We start from the raw sequence: 19,428 nt of genomic DNA on the forward strand, positions 1-19,428 counted from the left end.
CTCTGAGCAAGCTTTTATTGTTTTTATGGGTTTCACGCACAAGAGCACATTTCGCACGTGTTTCTGGCACGACGCATACCAGCCAGGCTTGCCGGCGAAGGCGATTTCGACGACGCCTTCGCCGGCAAGCCTGGCTCCTACAGGGCAATGTGTGGCTGAAACGTCTGTAGAGTGTTGTTCACTATTGTTCATTGTCAATCTTTGAACTGTTCAATTGTTCAGTCGCGGTTGTTCATTTCTGTTCAGCTACGAACGCGGTTGTTCCTCCATTTGAAGGATTTTCAAGCCAGATCAATCGCTTGGGATTTCTGGCACGAATGTCGCTGTAGTGCACCGGTCGCTTGACTCCAATAATAAAAAGGCCGAGCCATGTCACTAGTCCTGGAGCACGTCAGCCGTACCGTCGAAGGGCAAACCTGGATCGACGATGCGTGCCTTAACTTCGAACCCGGATCGTTCAATGTTTTGCTCGGTCGCACCCTGTCCGGCAAAACCAGCCTCATGCGCCTGATGGCAGGTCTGGACAAGCCCGACAGCGGTCGCATCCTGATGAACGGCGTCGACGTCACTCAACGTCCGGTGCGTTTACGTAATGTGTCGATGGTCTATCAGCAGTTCATCAATTACCCGACCATGACGGTGTTCGAGAACATCGCCTCGCCGCTGCGCCAGTCCGGCGTTTCCAACGAGCTGATCCAGAGCAAAGTGCTGGACACCGCGAAGATGCTGCGTATCGAGAAATTCCTGCAGCGGTATCCTTTGGAACTTTCTGGCGGTCAGCAACAGCGCACGGCCATGGCCCGGGCGCTGGTCAAGGATGCCGAGCTGATTCTGTTCGACGAGCCGCTGGTCAACCTCGACTACAAGCTGCGCGAAGAGCTGCGCCAGGAAATGCGCGAGCTGTTCAAGGCCCGGCAGACCATTGCGATTTATGCCACCACGGAACCCAATGAAGCCCTGGCGCTGGGCGGCACCACCACGATTCTTCACGAAGGTCGGGTGATTCAGAGCGGCAAGTCCTCCGAGGTGTACCACCAGCCGCAAACCGTGCTGGCGGCGGAGCTGTTTTCCGAGCCGCCGATCAATCTGATGCCGGGGCGCATCGCCGGCAATGAAGTGAGTTTCGCCAATTTCGTGCACTTCCCGTTGAACGTCGATCTGCGACCGGTGGGCGAGGGCGAGTTCCGTTTCGGTGTGCGCCCCAGCCACATTTCACTGGTGCCGAGCAACGACGACGATCTGGAATTGGCGGTGACCGTCGAGGTGGCCGAGATCAGCGGTTCGGAAACTTTCTTGCACGTGCGCAACGAGTATTTCCTGCTGGTGCTGCACTTGCCGGGTGTTCACGAATACGATGTAGATGCTCCAATTCGCATCTATATCCCGACCCATAAACTGTTTGTGTTCGATAGTCAGGGGCGGCTGGTCCAGGCGCCTGGTCGACGCATTGCGAGGGTTGCCTGATGGCCGAGATCCGTTTGCAGAACCTTGCCCACAGCTACACAGCAACACCGGCCGGCCCTGAGGATTACGCGATTCGCGAGATGGACCACGTCTGGGAGCAGGGCGGTGCCTATGCGCTGCTAGGGCCTTCGGGGTGCGGCAAATCGACCTTGCTCAACATCATTTCCGGGTTGCTCAGCCCGTCTCAGGGCCAGGTGCTGTTTGACCGTAAAGTGGTCAACGAGCTGACTCCGGAAAAGCGCAACATTGCTCAGGTTTTCCAGTTTCCGGTGGTCTACGACACCATGACGGTGTTCGATAACCTGGCCTTCCCGTTGCGCAATCAAGGCATGGCGGAAGCGAAAATTCACACCAAGGTGCAGGAAATCGCCGAAGTCCTCGACCTTCAGGCACTGCTGTACAAAAAGGCGCGCAACCTTACCGCCGATGAAAAACAGAAAGTCTCCATGGGCCGTGGGCTGGTGCGCGATGACGTGTCGGCGATCCTCTTCGATGAACCGCTGACGGTGATCGACCCACACCTGAAATGGAAGCTGCGGCGCAAGCTCAAGCAGATCCACGAGCAGTTCAATATCACCATGGTCTACGTCACCCATGATCAGCTCGAAGCTTCGACCTTCGCTGACAAGATCGCGGTGATGTATGGCGGCCAGATCGTGCAGTTCGGTACGCCACGGGAATTGTTCGAGCGACCGAGCCACACCTTTGTCGGTTATTTCATCGGCAGCCCGGGGATGAACCTGATCGAGGTCCAGTCACAAGCCGGCGGTGTCGGTTTTGCCGGGACTCATTTGCCGTTGTCCGACGCGATGCAGAAACGAATCGCCGAGTCCGAATGGAAAACCCTGAAGGTCGGCATTCGTCCGGAGTTCGTTCACGTGTGGGACGAACCCTGTGATGACGCGATGCAGGCACAGGTCGTACACGTCGAGGACCTTGGCACCTACAAGATCATGACCCTGAATCTCGACGGCGCTGCGCTCAAAGTTCGCCTGGCTGAAGACAAACCCGTGCCCGAAGGCACGGCGTACATCAGTTTTCCGGCGCAATGGCTGATGGTCTATGCCGATGATTACCTGTTGGAGGTGCGGCCATGAACAAGGTGCAGAACAACAAGGCCTGGTGGCTGGTGTTGCCGGTGTTCCTGTTGGTGGCGTTCAGTGCGGTGATCCCGATGATGACCGTGGTCAACTACTCGGTGCAGGATATCTTCGATCAGTCCAGCCGCTACTTCGTCGGTGCCGACTGGTACAGGCAGGTGCTGCTCGATCCACGATTGCATGACTCGCTGCTGCGTCAGTTCATCTACTCCGGCTGCGTGTTGTTGATCGAAATCCCGTTGGGTATCGCCATCGCCCTGACCATGCCGACCAAGGGCCGCTGGTCGTCGCTGGTGCTGATCATTCTGGCGATCCCGCTGCTGATTCCGTGGAACGTGGTTGGCACCATCTGGCAGATTTTCGGCCGGGCCGACATCGGTTTGCTCGGCTCGAGCCTAAACGCCATGGGCATCAACTACAACTATGCGGCCAACACCATGGATGCCTGGGTCACGGTGTTGGTGATGGACGTCTGGCACTGGACGTCGCTGGTGGCGCTGTTGTGTTTCTCCGGTTTGCGGGCGATTCCGGACGTGTATTACCAGGCGGCGCGGATTGATCGGGCGTCGGCCTGGGCGGTGTTCCGACACATTCAGTTGCCCAAGCTCAAAAGCGTGCTGCTGATCGCGGTGATGCTGCGGTTCATGGACAGCTTCATGATCTACACCGAACCCTTCGTGCTGACGGGGGGCGGTCCGGGTAATGCCACGACCTTCCTGAGTCAGACGCTGACCCAAATGGCCATCGGGCAATTCGACCTCGGCCCGGCGGCTGCATTCTCGCTGGTGTACTTCCTGATCATCCTGTTGGTGTCGTGGCTGTTCTATACCGCCATGACTCACGCTGACGCCAATCGGTGAGGCCTGCCATGAGCAAGAGAAAGCTTATCCCGTTGCTGATCTACATCCTGTTCCTGCTGGTGCCGATCTACTGGCTGCTGAACATGTCCTTCAAGAGCAACACCGAAATCCTCGGCGGTCTGACCCTGTTTCCCCAGGATTTCACCTTCGCCAACTACACGGTGATCTTCACTGACCCGAGCTGGTACACCGGTTATCTCAACTCGCTGTATTACGTGAGCCTCAATACGGTGATCTCCCTGAGCGTGGCGCTGCCAGCGGCGTATGCGTTTTCGCGCTATCGTTTCCTCGGCGACAAGCACCTGTTCTTCTGGCTGCTGACTAACCGCATGGCACCACCGGCGGTGTTTCTGTTGCCATTTTTTCAGCTGTATTCCTCGATCGGGTTGTTCGATACCCACATCGCGGTGGCGTTGGCGCACTGTCTGTTCAACGTGCCGTTGGCGGTATGGATTCTTGAAGGCTTCATGTCCGGCGTTCCCAAGGAAATTGACGAAACCGCCTACATCGACGGCTACAGTTTCCCCAAGTTCTTCGTGAAGATCTTCGTCCCGCTGATCGGCTCCGGGATCGGTGTCACGGCGTTTTTCTGCTTCATGTTTTCCTGGGTCGAGCTGCTGCTGGCGCGAACCCTGACCTCGGTGAACGCCAAACCCATCGCGGCGGTGATGACCCGCACGGTCTCGGCGTCCGGCATCGACTGGGGCGTACTGGCGGCGGCGGGGGTGTTGACCATCCTGCCGGGCATGCTGGTGATCTGGTTTGTTCGCAACCACGTGGCCAAGGGCTTTGCCCTGGGCCGGGTATGAGGAACTGATGATGGAATGGATGAGTTGGACTGGCCCCACGGCGGCATTCTTCAGCGTCATTGCCATGATCCTGACGGGTATGACGACCTGGGAATTGCGTTCGCCGAGCATCCCTCGGCGTGGTTTTTTGCCGATTGCCACGACCCGTGGCGATCGATTGTTTATCGGTCTTCTCGGCAGCGCCTACCTGCATTTGCTGGTAATCGGCGTCACCGACTGGAGCATCTGGGTGGCGTTCGCGTTGTCCCTGGTGTGGCTGTTGGCTGTGATGCGTTGGGGCTAGTCGAAATCGATCGGCATGCATGTCCCGAAACCTAAACAGGAGGTCTCTATGTTCGACAAGAACAATAAGCTGCGACATAGCGTTTCATTGGCAGCCATGCTGGCACTCAGTGGTTTGAGTGCTGCGGCCTGGGCCGATGCCTATGAAGACGCCGCCAAGAAATGGATTGGCAGCGAATTCAAACCGTCCACCCTGACCCCGGAACAGCAGCTCGAAGAGTTGAAATGGTTTATCAAGGCGTCCGAGCCGTTTCGCGGGATGAGCATCAAGGTGGTTTCGGAAACCATCGCGACCCACGAATATGAATCCAAAACGCTGGCCAAGGCCTTTACCGAGATCACCGGGATCAAGCTGACCCACGACCTGCTGCAGGAAGGCGACGTGGTGGAAAAGCTGCAGACCCAGATGCAATCGGACAAGAATATCTATGACGGCTGGGTCAACGACTCCGACCTGATCGGTACGCATTTTCGCTACGGCAAGACCGAATCGATCACCGACCTGATGGCCAACGAAGGCAAGGCCTACACCTCACCGACCCTGGACCTCAAAGACTTCATCGGTATCTCGTTCACCACCGCGCCGGATGGCAAAGTTTATCAACTGCCCGACCAGCAGTTCGCCAACCTCTACTGGTTTCGCGCCGACTGGTTCGAGCGGGCGGATCTGAAAGCGAAATTCAAAGAAAAATACGGTTATGAACTGGGCGTACCGGTGAACTGGTCGGCCTATGAAGACATCGCCAAATTCTTCAGCGAAGACGTCAAGGAAATCGACGGCAAGCGTATCTATGGGCACATGGACTACGGCAAGAAAGACCCGTCCCTGGGCTGGCGCTTTACCGATGCCTGGTTCTCCATGGCGGGTGCCGGCGATAAAGGCATTCCCAACGGCTTGCCGGTAGATGAGTGGGGCATCCGTGTCGAGGATTGTCATCCGGTGGGCTCCAGCGTGACCCGCGGCGGCGATACCAACGGCCCGGCGGCGGTGTATGCGACCACCAAGTACGTGGACTGGATGAAAAAATACGCGCCACCGGAAGCGGCGGGCATGACCTTCTCCGAATCCGGGCCGGTGCCGTCCCAGGGCAACATCGCCCAGCAGATCTTCTGGTATACCGCGTTTACCGCCGACATGACCAAACCGGGCCTGCCGGTGATGAATGCCGACGGCACGCCGAAATGGCGCATGGCACCCTCGCCGAAAGGCCCGTACTGGGAGGAGGGCATGAAGCTCGGTTATCAGGACGCCGGTTCCTGGACCTTCCTCAAGTCCACGCCTGAAAAGCAAAAACTCGCAGCCTGGCTGTACGCGCAGTTCGTGACCTCGAAAACCGTATCCCTGAAGAAAACCATCGTCGGCCTGACGCCGATCCGCGAGTCGGACATCAACTCGCAAGCCATGACCGACCTGGCACCGAAACTGGGTGGTCTGGTGGAGTTCTATCGCAGCCCGGCCCGCGTGCAATGGACCCCGACCGGGACCAACGTGCCGGACTATCCACGTTTGGCCCAACTGTGGTGGAGCCACATTGCTGAAGCGGCCAGTGGCGAGAAAACACCGCAACAGGCACTGGACGGTCTGGCCAAGGATCAGGATGCAATCCTGACCCGTCTGGAGCGCTCCAAGGTACAACCGACCTGCGGGCCGAAAATGAATCCTGAGCGGGATGCCCAGTACTGGTTCGATCAGCCGGGTGCGCCGAAAGCGAAACTGGCGAACGAGAAGCCGAAGGGCGAAACCGTGAGCTATGCCGAACTGCTGAAATCGTGGGAGGCGGCGCGTAAGTAAACAGCGGGACCGCGTGAGGCAAAACGGCACCGCAACAGGTGCCGTTTTTATTTGTCTCTGTGCCACCGCCATCGCGAGCAGGCTCGCTCCCACATTGAACCGCATTCTTTCTGACAGAACGTCGTCCCCTGTGGGAGCGAGCCTGCTCGCGATGGCGTCATTGAATACGCCGCAAACACTTCAGGTCAGCGCCGCCAGTTGTTGAACCGTGTCCGGAAAACGCTCAACCAGCCGGATCAGCGTTGTCGCCTGAGCATTAGGTTTCGCCCGCCCTTGCTCCCAGTTCTCCAGCGTCCGGGTGTTGGTGCGCAAGTACATCGCGAATACCGAACGGGAAAGGTTGAGCTGTTGGCGTATAGCTACCACTTCCTCGGCAGTGATTGGCACCAGTTTTGGCAGTTTGACCTTGTGGGTTCGCAGCGTGACCTTGCCTTGGCGCTCGTCGGCCAAGGCTTCAAGGCCTTCCATCAGTTCGGCAAAAATGTCACGTTTCATAGTGGGATCTCGTGTTGATTTCGCTATATAGAGTTTGTCTGAAAAGTTTCTTCTGGGAAGGCGACAAGTCGTTTTGCTCGTGTTTGCTATATACGGTGAACAGCCAGAATTGATCAAAACCCGACCACCAGTAATAAATCACCCTTAGTCCACTGCGCTTGCCTTTGCCTCGTCGCTGGTCGGAGAAACGGACCTTTCGCAACCCGCCCATACCTTCCACCAGGTCGCCGGTTTCCGGGTTTTTCAGCAGCTCCAGTTGAAAGCTGCGAAACAGTTCGTCGTCCAGGTAGTCATTTCGATGCTTTTGAAATGCGGGTAATTCGATAAAAAGAGCGTCCATGTTCTGTACGTTACCTGCGTATATTTCTATCACAAGAATCGAATAGGTCAAGGCTTCTGTGCCTGCCATTTCGGTCAAGTCATTACATTAAAGTCGAAGGCGGGATCGGGATGTAGGACGCGGCTGATTCATCCGCGAGGCGATTCTGGATATCGGGGAGGAGAGGGGCGAGCAATAAGGATCAAAAGTTTACGCAATACCCTGTAGGAGCTGCCGAAGGCTGCGATCTTTTGATCTTGTCCCCAAAACGCAAAAACGGCACCCGAAGGTGCCGTTTTTGTTTGTTACCGAGTATCGCTAAGCGATCAACCCGCCAACCCCGATTGTTGAACCAGGTTCAGCAGCGGCTGCGGGTACAGGCCGAGGAAGAACGCCAGTACGGCAATCGCCAGCAGCATCACGCCGCCTGCACGTTGTTCCCAGTGCAGTTGCGCATCGTGGCGACGCAGGTTCGGTTCGATCAGGTACAGGGTGACCATCACTCGCAGGTAGTAGAAGACGCCAATGGCGCTACCCAGTACCAGGGAGCCGACCAGCCACCATTGCTGCGACTCGACACCGGTGGCGATGATGTAGAACTTGCCGATGAAGCCCGCGGTCAGCGGGATACCGGCCAGGGACAGCATCATCACGGTCAGGACGGCGGTCAGGTACGGACGGCGCCAGAACAGGCCGCGGTATTCGTACAGGGCGTCCGCGTCACGGCCGTTGTACGGCGAGGACATCAGGGTGATCACACCGAACGCACCAAGGCTGGTGATCACGTAGGTGACCAGGTACACGCCGATGGCTTCCACGGCCAGGCCTTTGCTCGCCACCAGGGCGATCAGCAGGTAACCGAAGTGAGCGATGGACGAATAACCCAGCAGACGCTTGAGGTTGCTCTGGGTCAGTGCCAGCAGGTTACCGAACAGGATCGAGGCGATGGCGATGAGGGTCAGCACGTCGCTCAGCACGCCACTGCTCGCCGCTGGCGAGATCTGGAACAGACGCACCATCACCGCGAACACAGCGACTTTCGAGGCGGTGGCCAGGAACGCCGCCACCGGCGCCGGAGCACCTTCGTAAACGTCCGGGGTCCAGAGGTGGAACGGTACCAGCGACAATTTGAACGCCAGGCCGATCAGCATCATGCCCAGGCCCAGTTGAGCCAGCGAACTTGGCAGGCCGGTGGCCGCCAGGGCCTGACCGATGCCGTTGAAGCTCAGGCTGCCGGAATCGGCGTAGAGCAGGGCCATGCCGAACAACAGGAACGCGGAACCGGCAGCCGACAGCACCATGTACTTGATGCCGGCTTCCAGCGAACGCTTGTTGAAGAAGGCATACGCCACCAGACCGTAAACCGGTACCGAGAGCAGTTCCAGACCGACGAACAAGCCAGCCAGGTGCTGCGCGCTGACCAACACCAGGCCACCGGCGGCGGACATCAGGATCAGCAGGTAAAGTTCTTCACGGTTGCCCGGGTAACCCGAACCGCCATCGCCCAAATAGGCGTGGGCGAGGGTTACACAGGCGAGGGTGGCGACCAGGATCAGCGCCATGTACAGGCAGGCGAAGGTGTCGATCTGCAGCAATGGCGTCACGGCCAGCGGCGCGACTTTCAGGGCTGGCAGGATCGACAGCAGCGCCAGGTTCAGACCTGCCACCGACAGCAGGAAGGTCTGTGAGTGGTTGCGGCGCCATGCGATAGCCAGCATCACCACGATGATCGTGGCGCTGGTGATCAACAACGGCGCAAGCGCGATAAAGTGTTGAGTCGTGAATTCCATAGCGCTCTTACCGGGCCGAAGCGAGTTGAGTGAAGGCGGTGCCGAGCCACTGCTGCACGCCATGCATCGTCGCGGCAGAGGTATCGAGGAACGGTTGCGGGTACACGCCGATGTAAATCAGCAGCGCCGCAAGCCCGACCACCATGATCAGTTCGCGACCGTCCATGCCATGCAGCACCGCGTCCGATTTGGACGGGCCGAAGAAGGCACGGTGGACCATGATCAGCGAGTAGACCGAACCGAACACCAGGCCGGACGTCGCAATCACGGTAATCCATGGGGCGCTGGCGAAGGTGCCGATCAGGATCAGGAACTCACCGACGAAGTTACCGGTCGCCGGCAAGCCCAGGGACGCGGCGGCGAAGAACAGGCTCAGAGCCGGCAGGTAGGCAATCTTCGACCACAGGCCACCCATTTCACGCATATCGCGGGTGTGGGTACGCTCGTACAGCTGACCGGAGAGGATAAAGAGTGCCGCGGCCGACAGACCGTGCGCCAGCATCTGCATCACTGCGCCCTGCAGCGCCAGTTGGCTGCCGGAGTAGATGCCGATCAGTACGAAGCCCATGTGGGAAACGGACGAGAAGGCAATCAGACGCTTGATGTCGGTTTGTGCGAAAGCCAGGAACGCGCCGTAGAAGATCCCGATCAGACCCAGGGTCATCGCGAACGGCGCGAATTCGGCCGAGGCGTTCGGGAACAGCGGCAAGGCGAAACGCAGCAGGCCATAGGCCGCAGTCTTCAACAAGATACCGGCCAGGTCCACGGAACCCGCGGTCGGCGCCTGGGCGTGAGCGTCAGGCAACCAGGAGTGAAACGGTACGACTGGCAGCTTGACCGCGAAGGCGATGAAGAAGCCGAGCATCAGGATGTACTCGGTGGTCGTCGACATCTTGGTTTTCAACAGGTCGGCGTAGTTGAAGGTAATCACGCCGGTGTCATTGAAGTTGACCAGTACCAGGCCCAGGATCGCCACCAACATGATCAGGCCGGAAGCCTGGGTGAAGATGAAGAACTTGGTCGCCGCGTAGATCCGGGTTTTCTTGCCGTCCGAAGAACTGTGACCCCAGAGCGCGATGAGGAAATACATCGGCACCAGCATCATTTCCCAGAAGAAGAAGAACATGAACAGGTCGAGGGCGAGGAACACGCCGACGACGCCGCCCAAAATCCACATCAGGTTCAGGTGGAAGAAGCCCACGTGACGCTGGATCTCTTTCCACGAGCAGAGTACCGAGAGGACACCCAGCAGGCCGGTCAGCAGGATCATCAACAGCGACAAGCCGTCGAGGGCCAGGTGCACGTTGATGCCGAAACGCTGGATCCAGACGTGTTTGAACTCAATCACCCAGGTCGGATCGGCGCCAGGCGCCGGTGCAAATGAATAGTCACCGTTGGCCCACAGCCAGAGGCCAAGGGAGAGCAGCAGGGACATGGTGATCAGCGCAATCCAGCGGGGGAGGGTAGCGCCGAAGCGCTCACCCATCCAGCACAGCAGGCCGCCGATGAAGGGGATCAGGATTAGCCAGGGCAGAATCATGACGGGCTCGTTTCCTTTCGCAAGTTCGCAAGGTTCATATCAGACCGCTACCAGCACGACGGCGCCGACTACCAGCACGGCACCAGCAGCCATCGAGGCGGCATACCAACGCAATTGACCGGTCTCGGTACGGCTCAGGGCGGTGTGACCGCCTTTGGCCATACGCGGGATCAGACCGATGGTCTGGTCGAGCGGGTCTTTGCGCAGAATGTGGCTGATCGCAAGGTAAGGCTTGACGAACAGTTTGTCGTAGATCCAGTCGAAGCCCCAGGCAGCGAACCACCAGGCCGAAAGGAAGCGGCCGACGCCGCTGTTGGCGATGGCGGTGACGAAGCGGCGCTTGCCGAGGAACAGCAGCGCGGCCAGCAGGATACCGGCCAGGGCGATGGCGCCCGAGGCGATTTCCAGACTGTGCTTGGCGTCGCCGCCGGCATGGCCGACGCTTTGTGGCAGTACATCGTGCAGCGGCGGAACGATCATCGCGCCGACGAACGTCGACAGTACGATCAGCACCGACAGTGGCAACCAGTGAGCAATGCCGTGACCGGCGTGCGCTTCGGTCTTCGCTTCACCGTGGAACGCGATGAAGATCAGGCGGAAGGTGTACAGCGAGGTCATGAAGGCACCGACCAGACCGGCATAAAGCAGGCCTTGGTTACCGCTGGCGAACGCTTCCCAGAGGATTTCATCCTTGGAGTAGAAGCCCGCGGTCACCAGAGGCAAGGCCGCCAGGGCCGCGCCGCCGACGATGAAACTGGCGTAGGCCAGTGGCAGCTTCTTCCACAGGCCGCCCATCTTGAAGATGTTCTGCTCGTGGTGGCAGGCAACGATCACCGAACCGGATGCAAGGAACAGCAGTGCCTTGAAGAAGGCGTGGGTCATCAGGTGGAAGATCGCGCCTTCCCACGCACCTACGCCCAGGGCCAGGAACATGTAGCCGATCTGGCTCATGGTCGAATAGGCGAGGATACGTTTGATGTCGGTCTGCACCAGTGCGGCAAAACCTGCCAGTACCAGCGTCACACCACCCACGACACCGACCAGGTGCAGAATGTCCGGCGCCAGGGCGAACAGGCCGTGGGTACGGGCGATCAGGTAGACACCGGCGGTCACCATGGTCGCGGCGTGGATCAGTGCCGAAACCGGGGTCGGGCCGGCCATCGCATCCGCCAGCCAGGTTTGCAGCGGCAGTTGCGCGGATTTACCGACAGCGCCACCCAGCAGCATGAGGGTCGCCAGCACGATCCAGAAGTCGCCGGCCTTGAAATGCTCAGGCGCCTTGACCAGCAGTTCCTGAATGTTCAGCGTGCCCAACTGCTGGAACAGGATGAACAGGCCGATGGCCATGAACACGTCGCCGACGCGGGTCACGATGAAGGCTTTGAGTGCCGCGTTACCGTTGTTGCGGTTGCTGTAGTAGAAACCGATCAACAGGTAGGAGCACAGGCCCACGCCTTCCCAGCCGAAGTACACGAACAGCAGGTTATCGGCCAGGACCAGGAACAGCATGCTGGCGATAAACAGGTTGGTGTAGGCGAAGAAGCGCGAGTAACCGGCTTCACCGCGCATGTACCAGGATGCGAACAGGTGGATCAGGAAGCCAACGCCGACCACCACACCCAGCATGGTCAGGGACAGACCATCCAGGTACAGCGCGAAGTTAGGCGTGAAGCCTTCCACCGCCATCCACTGCCACAACACTTGGGTGTAGTGACCGCCTTCAGGGGGCGCAACGTTGAACTGCCAGATGATGTAAGCCGTGACGATTGCCGACAGGCCAATGGAGCCGACGCCGATCAGCGCCGAAAGGTTTTCCGAGAGGCGTCCACGGGAGAACGACAGCAGCAGGAAACCGATGAGAGGGAATACGAAAGTCAGATAGAGAAGGTTCATCCGCGCATCTCGCTGGCAGCGTCGATATCGAGAGTGTGGAAGCGGCGATACAGCTGCAACAGAATCGCCAGGCCAATACTGGCCTCGGCGGCTGCCAGGCTGATCACCAGGATGAACATGATCTGTCCATCCGGCTGACCCCAGCGGCTACCGGCAACGATGAACGCCAACGCGGAGGCATTCATCATGACCTCCAGGCTCATCAGCACGAAGAGAATGTTGCGCCGGACCATCAGGCCGACCAGACCGAGGCAGAACAGGATGCCGGCGACCGCCAGACCATGCTCCAAAGGGATAGCAGGCATCGTCATTGCTCCTTGGCTTCGTTGCGGCCCAAGTGGAACGCCGTGACGGCTGCGGCGAGCAGCAGCATCGAGGCGAGTTCGACCACCAGCAGATACGGGCCGAACAGGCTGATGCCCACGGCCTTGGCGTCTACGGTGGTGTGGCCGATGGCCTGACCGCTGGCATCGCTGAACAGTACGTACAGCAGTTCAACCAGCAGCAGGGCGCCGAGGGCGACGGGGCCCAGCCAAATGCCGGGCTTGAGCCAGACGCGCTCTTGCTGAACCGAGGCCGGGCCCAGGTTCAGCATCATCACCACGAACACGAACAGCACCATGATGGCGCCGGCGTAGGCGATCACTTCCAGGACACCGGCAAACGGTGCGCCGAGGGCGAAGAACGTCATGGCCACGGCGATCAGCGAAATGATCAGGTAGAGCAGGGCGTGCACGGGGTTGGTGTTGGTGATCACGCGAAGCGTGGACACAACAGCGATACCCGATGCGAAATAGAAAGCGAATTCCATCTTTCTTCCTTAAGGCAGCAAGCTCTTCACGTTGATCGGCTGGGCTTCATTCTGCGCGGCGCCTTTAGGCTTACCGGCAATCGCCATACCTGCAACACGATAGAAGTTGTAATCAGGGTTTTTGCCGGGGCCGGAGATCAAAAGATCTTCTTTCTCGTACACCAGGTCCTGACGTTTGAACTCGGCCATTTCGAAATCCGGTGTCAGCTGGATCGCGGTGGTCGGGCAGGCTTCCTCGCAGAGGCCGCAGAAAATGCAGCGCGAGAAGTTGATGCGGAAGAAGTCCGGGTACCAGCGACCGTCTTCGGTTTCAGCTTTCTGCAGCGAGATGCAACCCACCGGGCACGCCACGGCGCACAGGTTGCAGGCTACACAACGCTCTTCGCCGTCGGGGTCGCGGGTCAGCACGATACGCCCACGGAAGCGCGGCGGCAGGTACACGGGTTCTTCCGGGTATTGCAGCGTGTCGCGCTTGCGAAAGGCATGGCCGAAGATCATCACCAGGCTGCGAAGCTGGGTGAAGAAGCCATGCACGATGTCAAAAATGTACTTCATGATTCTCTATCCTCACTGAGCCGCGACGGCGGGCGTGTTGAGCAACACGACCGCAGCGGTCACCAGCATGTTGACGAGGGTCAGCGGCAGGCAGAACTTCCAGCTGAAATCCATCACTTGGTCATACCGTGGGCGCGGAATCGAGGCGCGCAACAGGATGAAGAACATGATGAAGAACGCGGTTTTCAGCGCGAACCAGATGAACGGGATCTGCGGCAGAATGCCGAACGGACCGTGCCAGCCACCGAAGAACAAGGTCACCAGCAGCGCCGAAATCAGCACGATGCCGATGTACTCACCGACGAAGAACATCCCCCATTTCATGCCGGCGTATTCAATGTGGTAACCGTCGGCCAGTTCCTGTTCCGCTTCCGGCTGGTCGAACGGGTGACGGTGAGTCACGGCGACACCAGCGATGAAAAAGGTCAGGAAACCGAAGATCTGCGGAATGATGAGCCACATGTTCTGCGCTTGGTATTCAACGATGTCGCGCATGTTGAACGAGCCGACCTGGATCACGATGCCCATCAGCGACAGGCCCATGAACACTTCGTACGACACGGTTTGTGCCGAGGCCCGCAAGCTGCCCAACAGGGCGAACTTGTTGTTACTCGACCAGCCGGCGAACAGCACCGCGTAGACCGACAGACCGGCCATGGCGAAGAAGAACAGGATGCCGATGTTGATATCCGCCACGCCCCAGGTCGGGGTGATCGGGATAATCGCGAAGGCCATCAGCAAGGCGCTCATGGCCACGACCGGCGCCAACGTGAAGATCACTTTGTCGGCGAACGGCGGGGTCCAGTCTTCCTTGAAGAACATCTTGATCATGTCCGCGGCGATCTGGAACGCGCCGAACGGGCCGACGCGGTTCGGACCGTAACGGTCCTGCCAGAGGGCGAGCAGACGACGCTCGACCCAGCTCAACAGCGCGCCGCACACCACCACGGCGAGCAGAATCACGATGGCCTTGAGGACCGCGATGATTACGTCGATCACTTCAGGAGTGAACCAGGTCATAGCGCTGCCTCCTGCAGACCGTCAACGGATTGGCCAAAGATCGCTGGCGGGATGCCGGCGATACCGGCCGGCAATGCGACCAGACCGGCGCCCAGCTCCTCGTTGATACGCAGTGGCAGACGCAGGGTCTGGCCGGCCACGTTCAGGCTCAGCAGGGCACCGTCATTGACGCCCAGACGATCGGCTTCGGACTTGGCCAGCGACAGGTAAGGGGCTGGAATGCGTTCCTGGACCGGCGCGGCTTTGGAAGAGTTTTCTTCGCTGCCGAACAGGTGGAAGAACGGCACGACCTGCCAGGTGCCCGGAGCTGGGTTGAACGCGCGCGGAACACTGGCGAACCAGTTCAGCGAATCACCGGTGCTTTCGATCAGGCGAATGCCCGGGTCGCCGGCGCGGAGATGACCACCGACTTCGTCCTGGAACTTGTTCCAGGCTTGCGGCGAGTTCCAGCCCGGAGACCAGGCGAATGGCACTTGCTGACGCGGTTCGGCCGAGCCCGAGTAACCTTCCATGGAGAACGAGAACGCCGTGTCGTTGTCTTGGGACGTACGCGGTTCATGCACGCTGATATCGGCGCGCATGGCGGTCCGGCCGCTGTAACGCAGCGGTTCGCGAGCCAGTTTCAGGCCTTTGATACGGAACGCGGCAGACGGTGCGGCCTCGACGATGCGCGCCAGTTGCGGTTTGCTCGCAGCAACGGCAGCGGTGACGTGGTCCAGTTGGGTCCAGTCGATCGGCTGGTTCAGCAGGGTCGAACGCAGGGCATGCAGCCAGCGCCAGCCTTCGTGAACCAGAATGCTTGCGTCGAGGTAAGTCGGGTCGAAGACCTGGAAGAAACGCTGGGCGCGGCCTTCCTGGCTGACCAACGTACCGTCGCCTTCAGCGAAGCTGGCCGCTGGCAGCACCAGGTGCGCGCGATCGCTGGTGGCGGTCTTCTGATGGTCGGCCACGATCACCACTTTTGCGGCGTTCAGGGCAGCATCGACACGGCCTTTGTCGGTACGGGTGTACAGATCGTTTTCCAGCACGACGATGGCGTCGGCCTTACCGTCGATCACCGCTTGCAGGGCCGCGTCGACCGAGTCACCACCGAGCATGGCCAGGCCGAGGCTGTTGGCTTCTGGCACGATCAGGCTGATGGAGCCGTTCTTCTCGCGCAGCTTCAGGGCTTTGGCAATGTTTGCAGCAGCTTCGATCAACGCCTTGGAACCCAGCGAGGTGCCGGCAATGATCAACGGACGCTTGGCAGCGAGCAGGGCGTTGGCGATGCGCTGAGCCAGTTCGAGGGCTTCAGCGTCCAGGCCTTCAACGGCCGGCGCGCTGGCATCGAGGGCGTGAGCCACGGCGAAACCGATGCGAGCCAGGTCGTCGGGAGCGGCGTGAACGCATTCTTCAGCCACGTCGTCGAGCTTGGTTTCAGCCAGGCTGGCGATGAACAGCGGGTTCAGCGCGTCCTGACCGATGTTCTTCACCGCGGCATCGAGCCACGGCTGAACGCGCATGGCGTCGGCCATGTCTTCGGCCTTGCCCTTGACCGATTGACGCAGGGCCAGGGCCATACGCGCAGCCGTCTGGGTCAGGTCTTCGCCGAGGACGAAAATCGCATCGTGATCTTCGATGTCGCGCATGTTCGGGATCGGCAGCGGGCTGTCTTTGAGCACCTGCACAACCAGGCGAATGCGCTCAAGTTCAGCAGCTTCGATACCGGAGTAGAAATGCTCGGCACCGACCAGTTCCAGCAACGCGTAGTTGCTTTCGAGGCTGGCGCGCGGCGAACCGATGCCGACGATGTTGCGACCACGCAGCAGGTCAGCGGCTTTATCCAGCGCTTCGTCGAGGCTCAGCTTGGCGCCGTTGGCCAGCAGTGGCTGACGCGGGCGGTCTTCGCGGTTGACGTAGCCATAGCCGAAACGGCCACGGTCGCACAGGAAGTACTGGTTCACCGAACCGTTGAAGCGGTTTTCGATGCGACGCAGTTCGCCGTAACGCTCGCCCGGGGAAATGTTGCAACCGCTGGAGCAGCCATGGCAGATGCTCGGCGAGAATTGCATGTCCCATTTACGGTTGTAGCGCTCGGAGTGGGTCTTGTCGGTGAACACGCCGGTCGGGCAGACCTCGGTGAGGTTGCCGGAGAACTCGCTTTCCAGCACGCCGTCTTCAACGCGACCGAAGTACACGTTGTCGTGGGCGCCGAATACGCCGAGGTCGGTGCCGCCGGCGTAGTCCTTATAGAAGCGCACGCAGCGATAGCAAGCGATGCAGCGGTTCATTTCGTGGGAAATGAACGGGCCCAGTTGCTGGTTCTGGTGAGTACGCTTGGTGAAGCGATAACGGCGCTCGTTGTGGCCGGTCATCACCGTCATGTCTTGCAGGTGGCAGTGACCGCCTTCCTCACAGACCGGGCAGTCGTGAGGGTGGTTGGTCATCAGCCATTCAACGACGCTTGCGCGAAACACTTTCGCTTCTTCGTCGTCGATGGAGATCCAGCTGCCGTCGGTGGCGGGGGTCATGCAGGACATGACGATCCGACCACGCTTGTCGTTCTCGTCGGTGTACTGCTTGACCGCGCACTGGCGGCAAGCGCCAACGCTGCCAAGGGCTGGGTGCCAGCAGAAATAAGGGATATCGAGGCCTAGCGACAGACACGCCTGTAACAGGTTGTCTGCCCCATCGACTTCGAGCTCTTTGCCGTCTACGTGGATAGTGGCCATGGTTCAAAGTTCTTCGTTGGCCCGGTGTCAGCGGGCGTGGCTAATGGAATCTTGTTATTCGCGTGAATCAACACAGCCGTTTACGGCGTCATCACACGACAAAGCGAAGGGCACGGACCCTTCGCTTTTTTAAGCGTTTACGCGCCGACTACGATCGGCTTTGCCAGAGGCGGGACGACGGCGCTGGTGGGCGCGATGCCGGCTTCGAACTCTGGACGGAAGTATTTGATGGCGCTACCCAACGGCTCCACGGCACCCGGTGCGTGTGCACAGAAGGTCTTGCCAGGGCCGAGGAAACCGACCAGACCCAGCAGGGTCTCGATATCGCCGGCTTGCCCTTCACCGTTCTCGATCGCGCGCAGCAGCTTGACGCTCCACGGCAGACCGTCACGGCACGGGGTGCAGAAGCCACAGGATTCGCGGGAGAAGAACTCTTCCATGTTGCGCAGCAACGACACCATGTTGATGCTGTCGTCCACCGCCATGGCCAGGCCGGTACCCATACGGGTGCCCACTTTGGCGATGCCGCCGGCATACATTTGTGCGTCCAGGTGCTCCGGCAACAGGAAACCGGTACCGGCACCGCCTGGCTGCCAGCACTTGAGCTTGTAACCGTCGCGCATGCCGCCGGCGTAGTCTTCGAACAGTTCGCGACCGGTGATGCCGAACGGCAATTCCCACAGGCCAGGGTTCTTGACCTTGCCGGAGAAGCCCATGAGCTTGGTGCCCATGTCTTCGCTGCCTTCGCGGGCCAACGATTTGTACCAGCTCACGCCGTCGGCAATGATCGCCGGCACGTTGCACAGGGTTTCAACGTTGTTCACGCAAGTCGGCTTGCCCCACACGCCTACGGCGGCAGGGAAGGGCGGCTTGGAGCGCGGGTTGGCGCGGCGGCCTTCGAGGGAGTTGATCAGTGCGGTTTCTTCACCGCAGATGTAGCGCCCGGCGCCGGTGTGCACGAACAGCTCGAAATCAAAGCCGCTGCCCAGGATGTTCTTACCCAGCAGGCCTGCTGCCTTGGCTTCTTCCACGGCACGGTTGAGGTGCTTGGCGGCGGTGGTGTATTCGCCACGCAGGAAGATGTAGCCACGGTAGGTTTTCAGCGCGCGAGCACTGATCAGCATGCCTTCGATCAGCAGATGGGGCAGTTGCTCCATCAGCATGCGGTCTTTCCAGGTGTTCGGCTCCATCTCATCCGCGTTGCACAGCAAGTAGCGGATGTTGATGGATTCGTCCTTTGGCATCAGGCCCCACTTCACGCCCGTGGGGAAGCCTGCACCGCCGCGGCCCTTGAGGCCGGAGTCTTTCACGGTCTGGACGATGTCGTCCTGGGCCATGTCGGCGAAGGCTTTGCGCGCAGCGGCGTAACCGTTCTTGGCCTGGTATTCGTCGAGCCATACGGCTTCGCCGTCGTCACGCAGACGCCAGGTGAGCGGATGAGTCTCGGCCGAACGCTTGATGCGGTTGGCAGGACCGAAGGAAGTCAGGGTCATACGTAGCCCTCGAGCAGTTTGGCAACACCGGCAGGCTGCACATCACCGAATGTGTCGTCGTCGATCATCAACGCCGGCGCCTTGTCGCAGTTGCCGAGGCAGCAGACCGGCAGCAGGGTGAAACGACCGTCGGCAGTGGTCTGGCCCAGGCCGATGCCCAGCTTGCTCTGGATTTCGCTGACCACCGACTCGTGGCCGCCGATGTAGCAGACCATGCTGTCGCAGACGCGAATGATGTGACGGCCCACGGGCTGACGGAAGATCTGGCTATAGAACGTTGCCACGCCTTCAACGTCGCTGGCGGGGATGCCAAGGATTTCGCCAATGGCGTAGAGCGCGCCATCAGGCACCCAGCCACGTTCCTTCTGGACGATCTTCAGGGCTTCGATCGACGCCGCGCGCGGGTCTTCGTAGTGATGCAGCTCATGCTCGATGGCCGAGCGCTCGGTTTCGCTCAGGGCGAAACGGTCTGTCAGGATAAGCGTGCTGTTCAT

The 19,428-nt window shown here is 59.7% G+C and carries 18 protein-coding genes; 6 read left to right on the forward strand and 12 right to left on the reverse strand.

The features are described from left to right. Window positions 1-369 precede the first annotated feature (369 nt). Genes FHW68_RS05410 through FHW68_RS05435 form a run of 6 tightly spaced genes read left to right on the forward strand, consistent with a single transcriptional unit; the run spans window position 370 to window position 6,307 of the window. Window positions 370-1,464, forward strand: coding sequence for an ABC transporter ATP-binding protein (locus FHW68_RS05410; RefSeq protein WP_095631568.1), 1,095 nt, complete (start codon window positions 370-372; stop codon window positions 1,462-1,464). Continuing rightward, complete coding sequence (locus FHW68_RS05415; RefSeq protein WP_183679213.1) at window positions 1,464-2,561, forward strand: ABC transporter ATP-binding protein; 1,098 nt, start codon at window positions 1,464-1,466, stop codon at window positions 2,559-2,561. The genes FHW68_RS05410 and FHW68_RS05415 overlap by 1 nt, the downstream gene beginning before the upstream one ends. Beyond that, on the forward strand, window positions 2,558-3,424 hold the full coding sequence (locus FHW68_RS05420) for a carbohydrate ABC transporter permease (protein WP_095631566.1): 867 nt from the start codon (window positions 2,558-2,560) through the stop codon (window positions 3,422-3,424). The genes FHW68_RS05415 and FHW68_RS05420 overlap by 4 nt, the downstream gene beginning before the upstream one ends. Before the next feature lie 8 nt (window positions 3,425-3,432). Further along, window positions 3,433-4,233: a carbohydrate ABC transporter permease gene (locus tag FHW68_RS05425; RefSeq protein WP_183679215.1), complete on the forward strand. Its 801-nt coding sequence runs from the start codon at window positions 3,433-3,435 to the stop codon at window positions 4,231-4,233. A gap of 10 nt (window positions 4,234-4,243) precedes the next feature. After that, window positions 4,244-4,516 (forward strand): DUF2160 domain-containing protein, encoded by a 273-nt coding sequence (locus FHW68_RS05430; RefSeq protein WP_183679217.1) that lies wholly within the window; start codon window positions 4,244-4,246, stop codon window positions 4,514-4,516. 48 nt (window positions 4,517-4,564) lie between these two features. Beyond that, the gene (locus FHW68_RS05435) at window positions 4,565-6,307 is read left to right on the forward strand and encodes an ABC transporter substrate-binding protein (protein WP_095631563.1); all 1,743 of its coding nucleotides are present in this window, start codon (window positions 4,565-4,567) and stop codon (window positions 6,305-6,307) included. A gap of 180 nt (window positions 6,308-6,487) precedes the next feature. Here FHW68_RS05435 and FHW68_RS05440 read toward each other — a convergent pair whose 3' ends face one another. The 12 genes from FHW68_RS05440 to nuoE form a co-directional block, all read right to left on the reverse strand. Beyond that, a complete protein-coding gene (locus FHW68_RS05440; RefSeq protein ID WP_095631562.1) occupies window positions 6,488-6,802 on the reverse strand; it encodes a DNA-binding transcriptional regulator in 315 nt (104 codons plus the stop codon). Beyond that, on the reverse strand, window positions 6,792-7,142 hold the full coding sequence (locus tag FHW68_RS05445) for a toxin (protein WP_095631561.1): 351 nt from the start codon (window positions 7,140-7,142) through the stop codon (window positions 6,792-6,794). The genes FHW68_RS05440 and FHW68_RS05445 overlap by 11 nt, the downstream gene beginning before the upstream one ends. Window positions 7,143-7,447: 305 nt before the next feature. Further along, the gene (nuoN, locus tag FHW68_RS05450) at window positions 7,448-8,911 is read right to left on the reverse strand and encodes an NADH-quinone oxidoreductase subunit NuoN (protein ID WP_095631560.1); all 1,464 of its coding nucleotides are present in this window, start codon (window positions 8,909-8,911) and stop codon (window positions 7,448-7,450) included. A gap of 7 nt (window positions 8,912-8,918) precedes the next feature. Continuing rightward, window positions 8,919-10,451, reverse strand: a complete 1,533-nt coding sequence (gene nuoM, locus FHW68_RS05455) for an NADH-quinone oxidoreductase subunit M (RefSeq protein WP_095631559.1) — start codon at window positions 10,449-10,451, stop codon at window positions 8,919-8,921. A gap of 39 nt (window positions 10,452-10,490) precedes the next feature. After that, on the reverse strand, window positions 10,491-12,344 hold the full coding sequence (nuoL, locus tag FHW68_RS05460) for an NADH-quinone oxidoreductase subunit L (RefSeq protein WP_183679219.1): 1,854 nt from the start codon (window positions 12,342-12,344) through the stop codon (window positions 10,491-10,493). Then, window positions 12,341-12,649 carry an NADH-quinone oxidoreductase subunit NuoK gene (nuoK, locus tag FHW68_RS05465; protein ID WP_007905077.1) on the reverse strand — a complete coding sequence of 103 codons (309 nt, stop codon included), beginning with the start codon at window positions 12,647-12,649 and terminating at the stop codon, window positions 12,341-12,343. Before nuoK ends, nuoL begins: the two co-directional genes overlap by 4 nt. A 2-nt stretch (window positions 12,650-12,651) precedes the next feature. Next, on the reverse strand, window positions 12,652-13,155 hold the full coding sequence (gene nuoJ / locus FHW68_RS05470) for an NADH-quinone oxidoreductase subunit J (protein ID WP_095631557.1): 504 nt from the start codon (window positions 13,153-13,155) through the stop codon (window positions 12,652-12,654). Window positions 13,156-13,164: 9 nt separating this feature from the next. Next, window positions 13,165-13,710 carry an NADH-quinone oxidoreductase subunit NuoI gene (gene nuoI / locus FHW68_RS05475; protein ID WP_218228028.1) on the reverse strand — a complete coding sequence of 182 codons (546 nt, stop codon included), beginning with the start codon at window positions 13,708-13,710 and terminating at the stop codon, window positions 13,165-13,167. A gap of 12 nt (window positions 13,711-13,722) precedes the next feature. Then, complete coding sequence (gene nuoH / locus FHW68_RS05480; protein WP_095631555.1) at window positions 13,723-14,730, reverse strand: NADH-quinone oxidoreductase subunit NuoH; 1,008 nt, start codon at window positions 14,728-14,730, stop codon at window positions 13,723-13,725. Further along, window positions 14,727-17,441: an NADH-quinone oxidoreductase subunit NuoG gene (gene nuoG, locus FHW68_RS05485; protein ID WP_183679221.1), complete on the reverse strand. Its 2,715-nt coding sequence runs from the start codon at window positions 17,439-17,441 to the stop codon at window positions 14,727-14,729. The genes nuoH and nuoG overlap by 4 nt, the downstream gene beginning before the upstream one ends. Before the next feature lie 137 nt (window positions 17,442-17,578). Then, window positions 17,579-18,934 carry an NADH-quinone oxidoreductase subunit NuoF gene (nuoF, locus tag FHW68_RS05490; protein ID WP_095631553.1) on the reverse strand — a complete coding sequence of 452 codons (1,356 nt, stop codon included), beginning with the start codon at window positions 18,932-18,934 and terminating at the stop codon, window positions 17,579-17,581. Then, window positions 18,931-19,428 carry an NADH-quinone oxidoreductase subunit NuoE gene (nuoE, locus tag FHW68_RS05495; RefSeq protein WP_007905058.1) on the reverse strand — a complete coding sequence of 166 codons (498 nt, stop codon included), beginning with the start codon at window positions 19,426-19,428 and terminating at the stop codon, window positions 18,931-18,933. Before nuoE ends, nuoF begins: the two co-directional genes overlap by 4 nt.

The sequence above is a fragment of the Pseudomonas sp. Tn43 genome, assembly GCF_014192635.1.
GTDB lineage: Bacteria > Pseudomonadota > Gammaproteobacteria > Pseudomonadales > Pseudomonadaceae > Aquipseudomonas.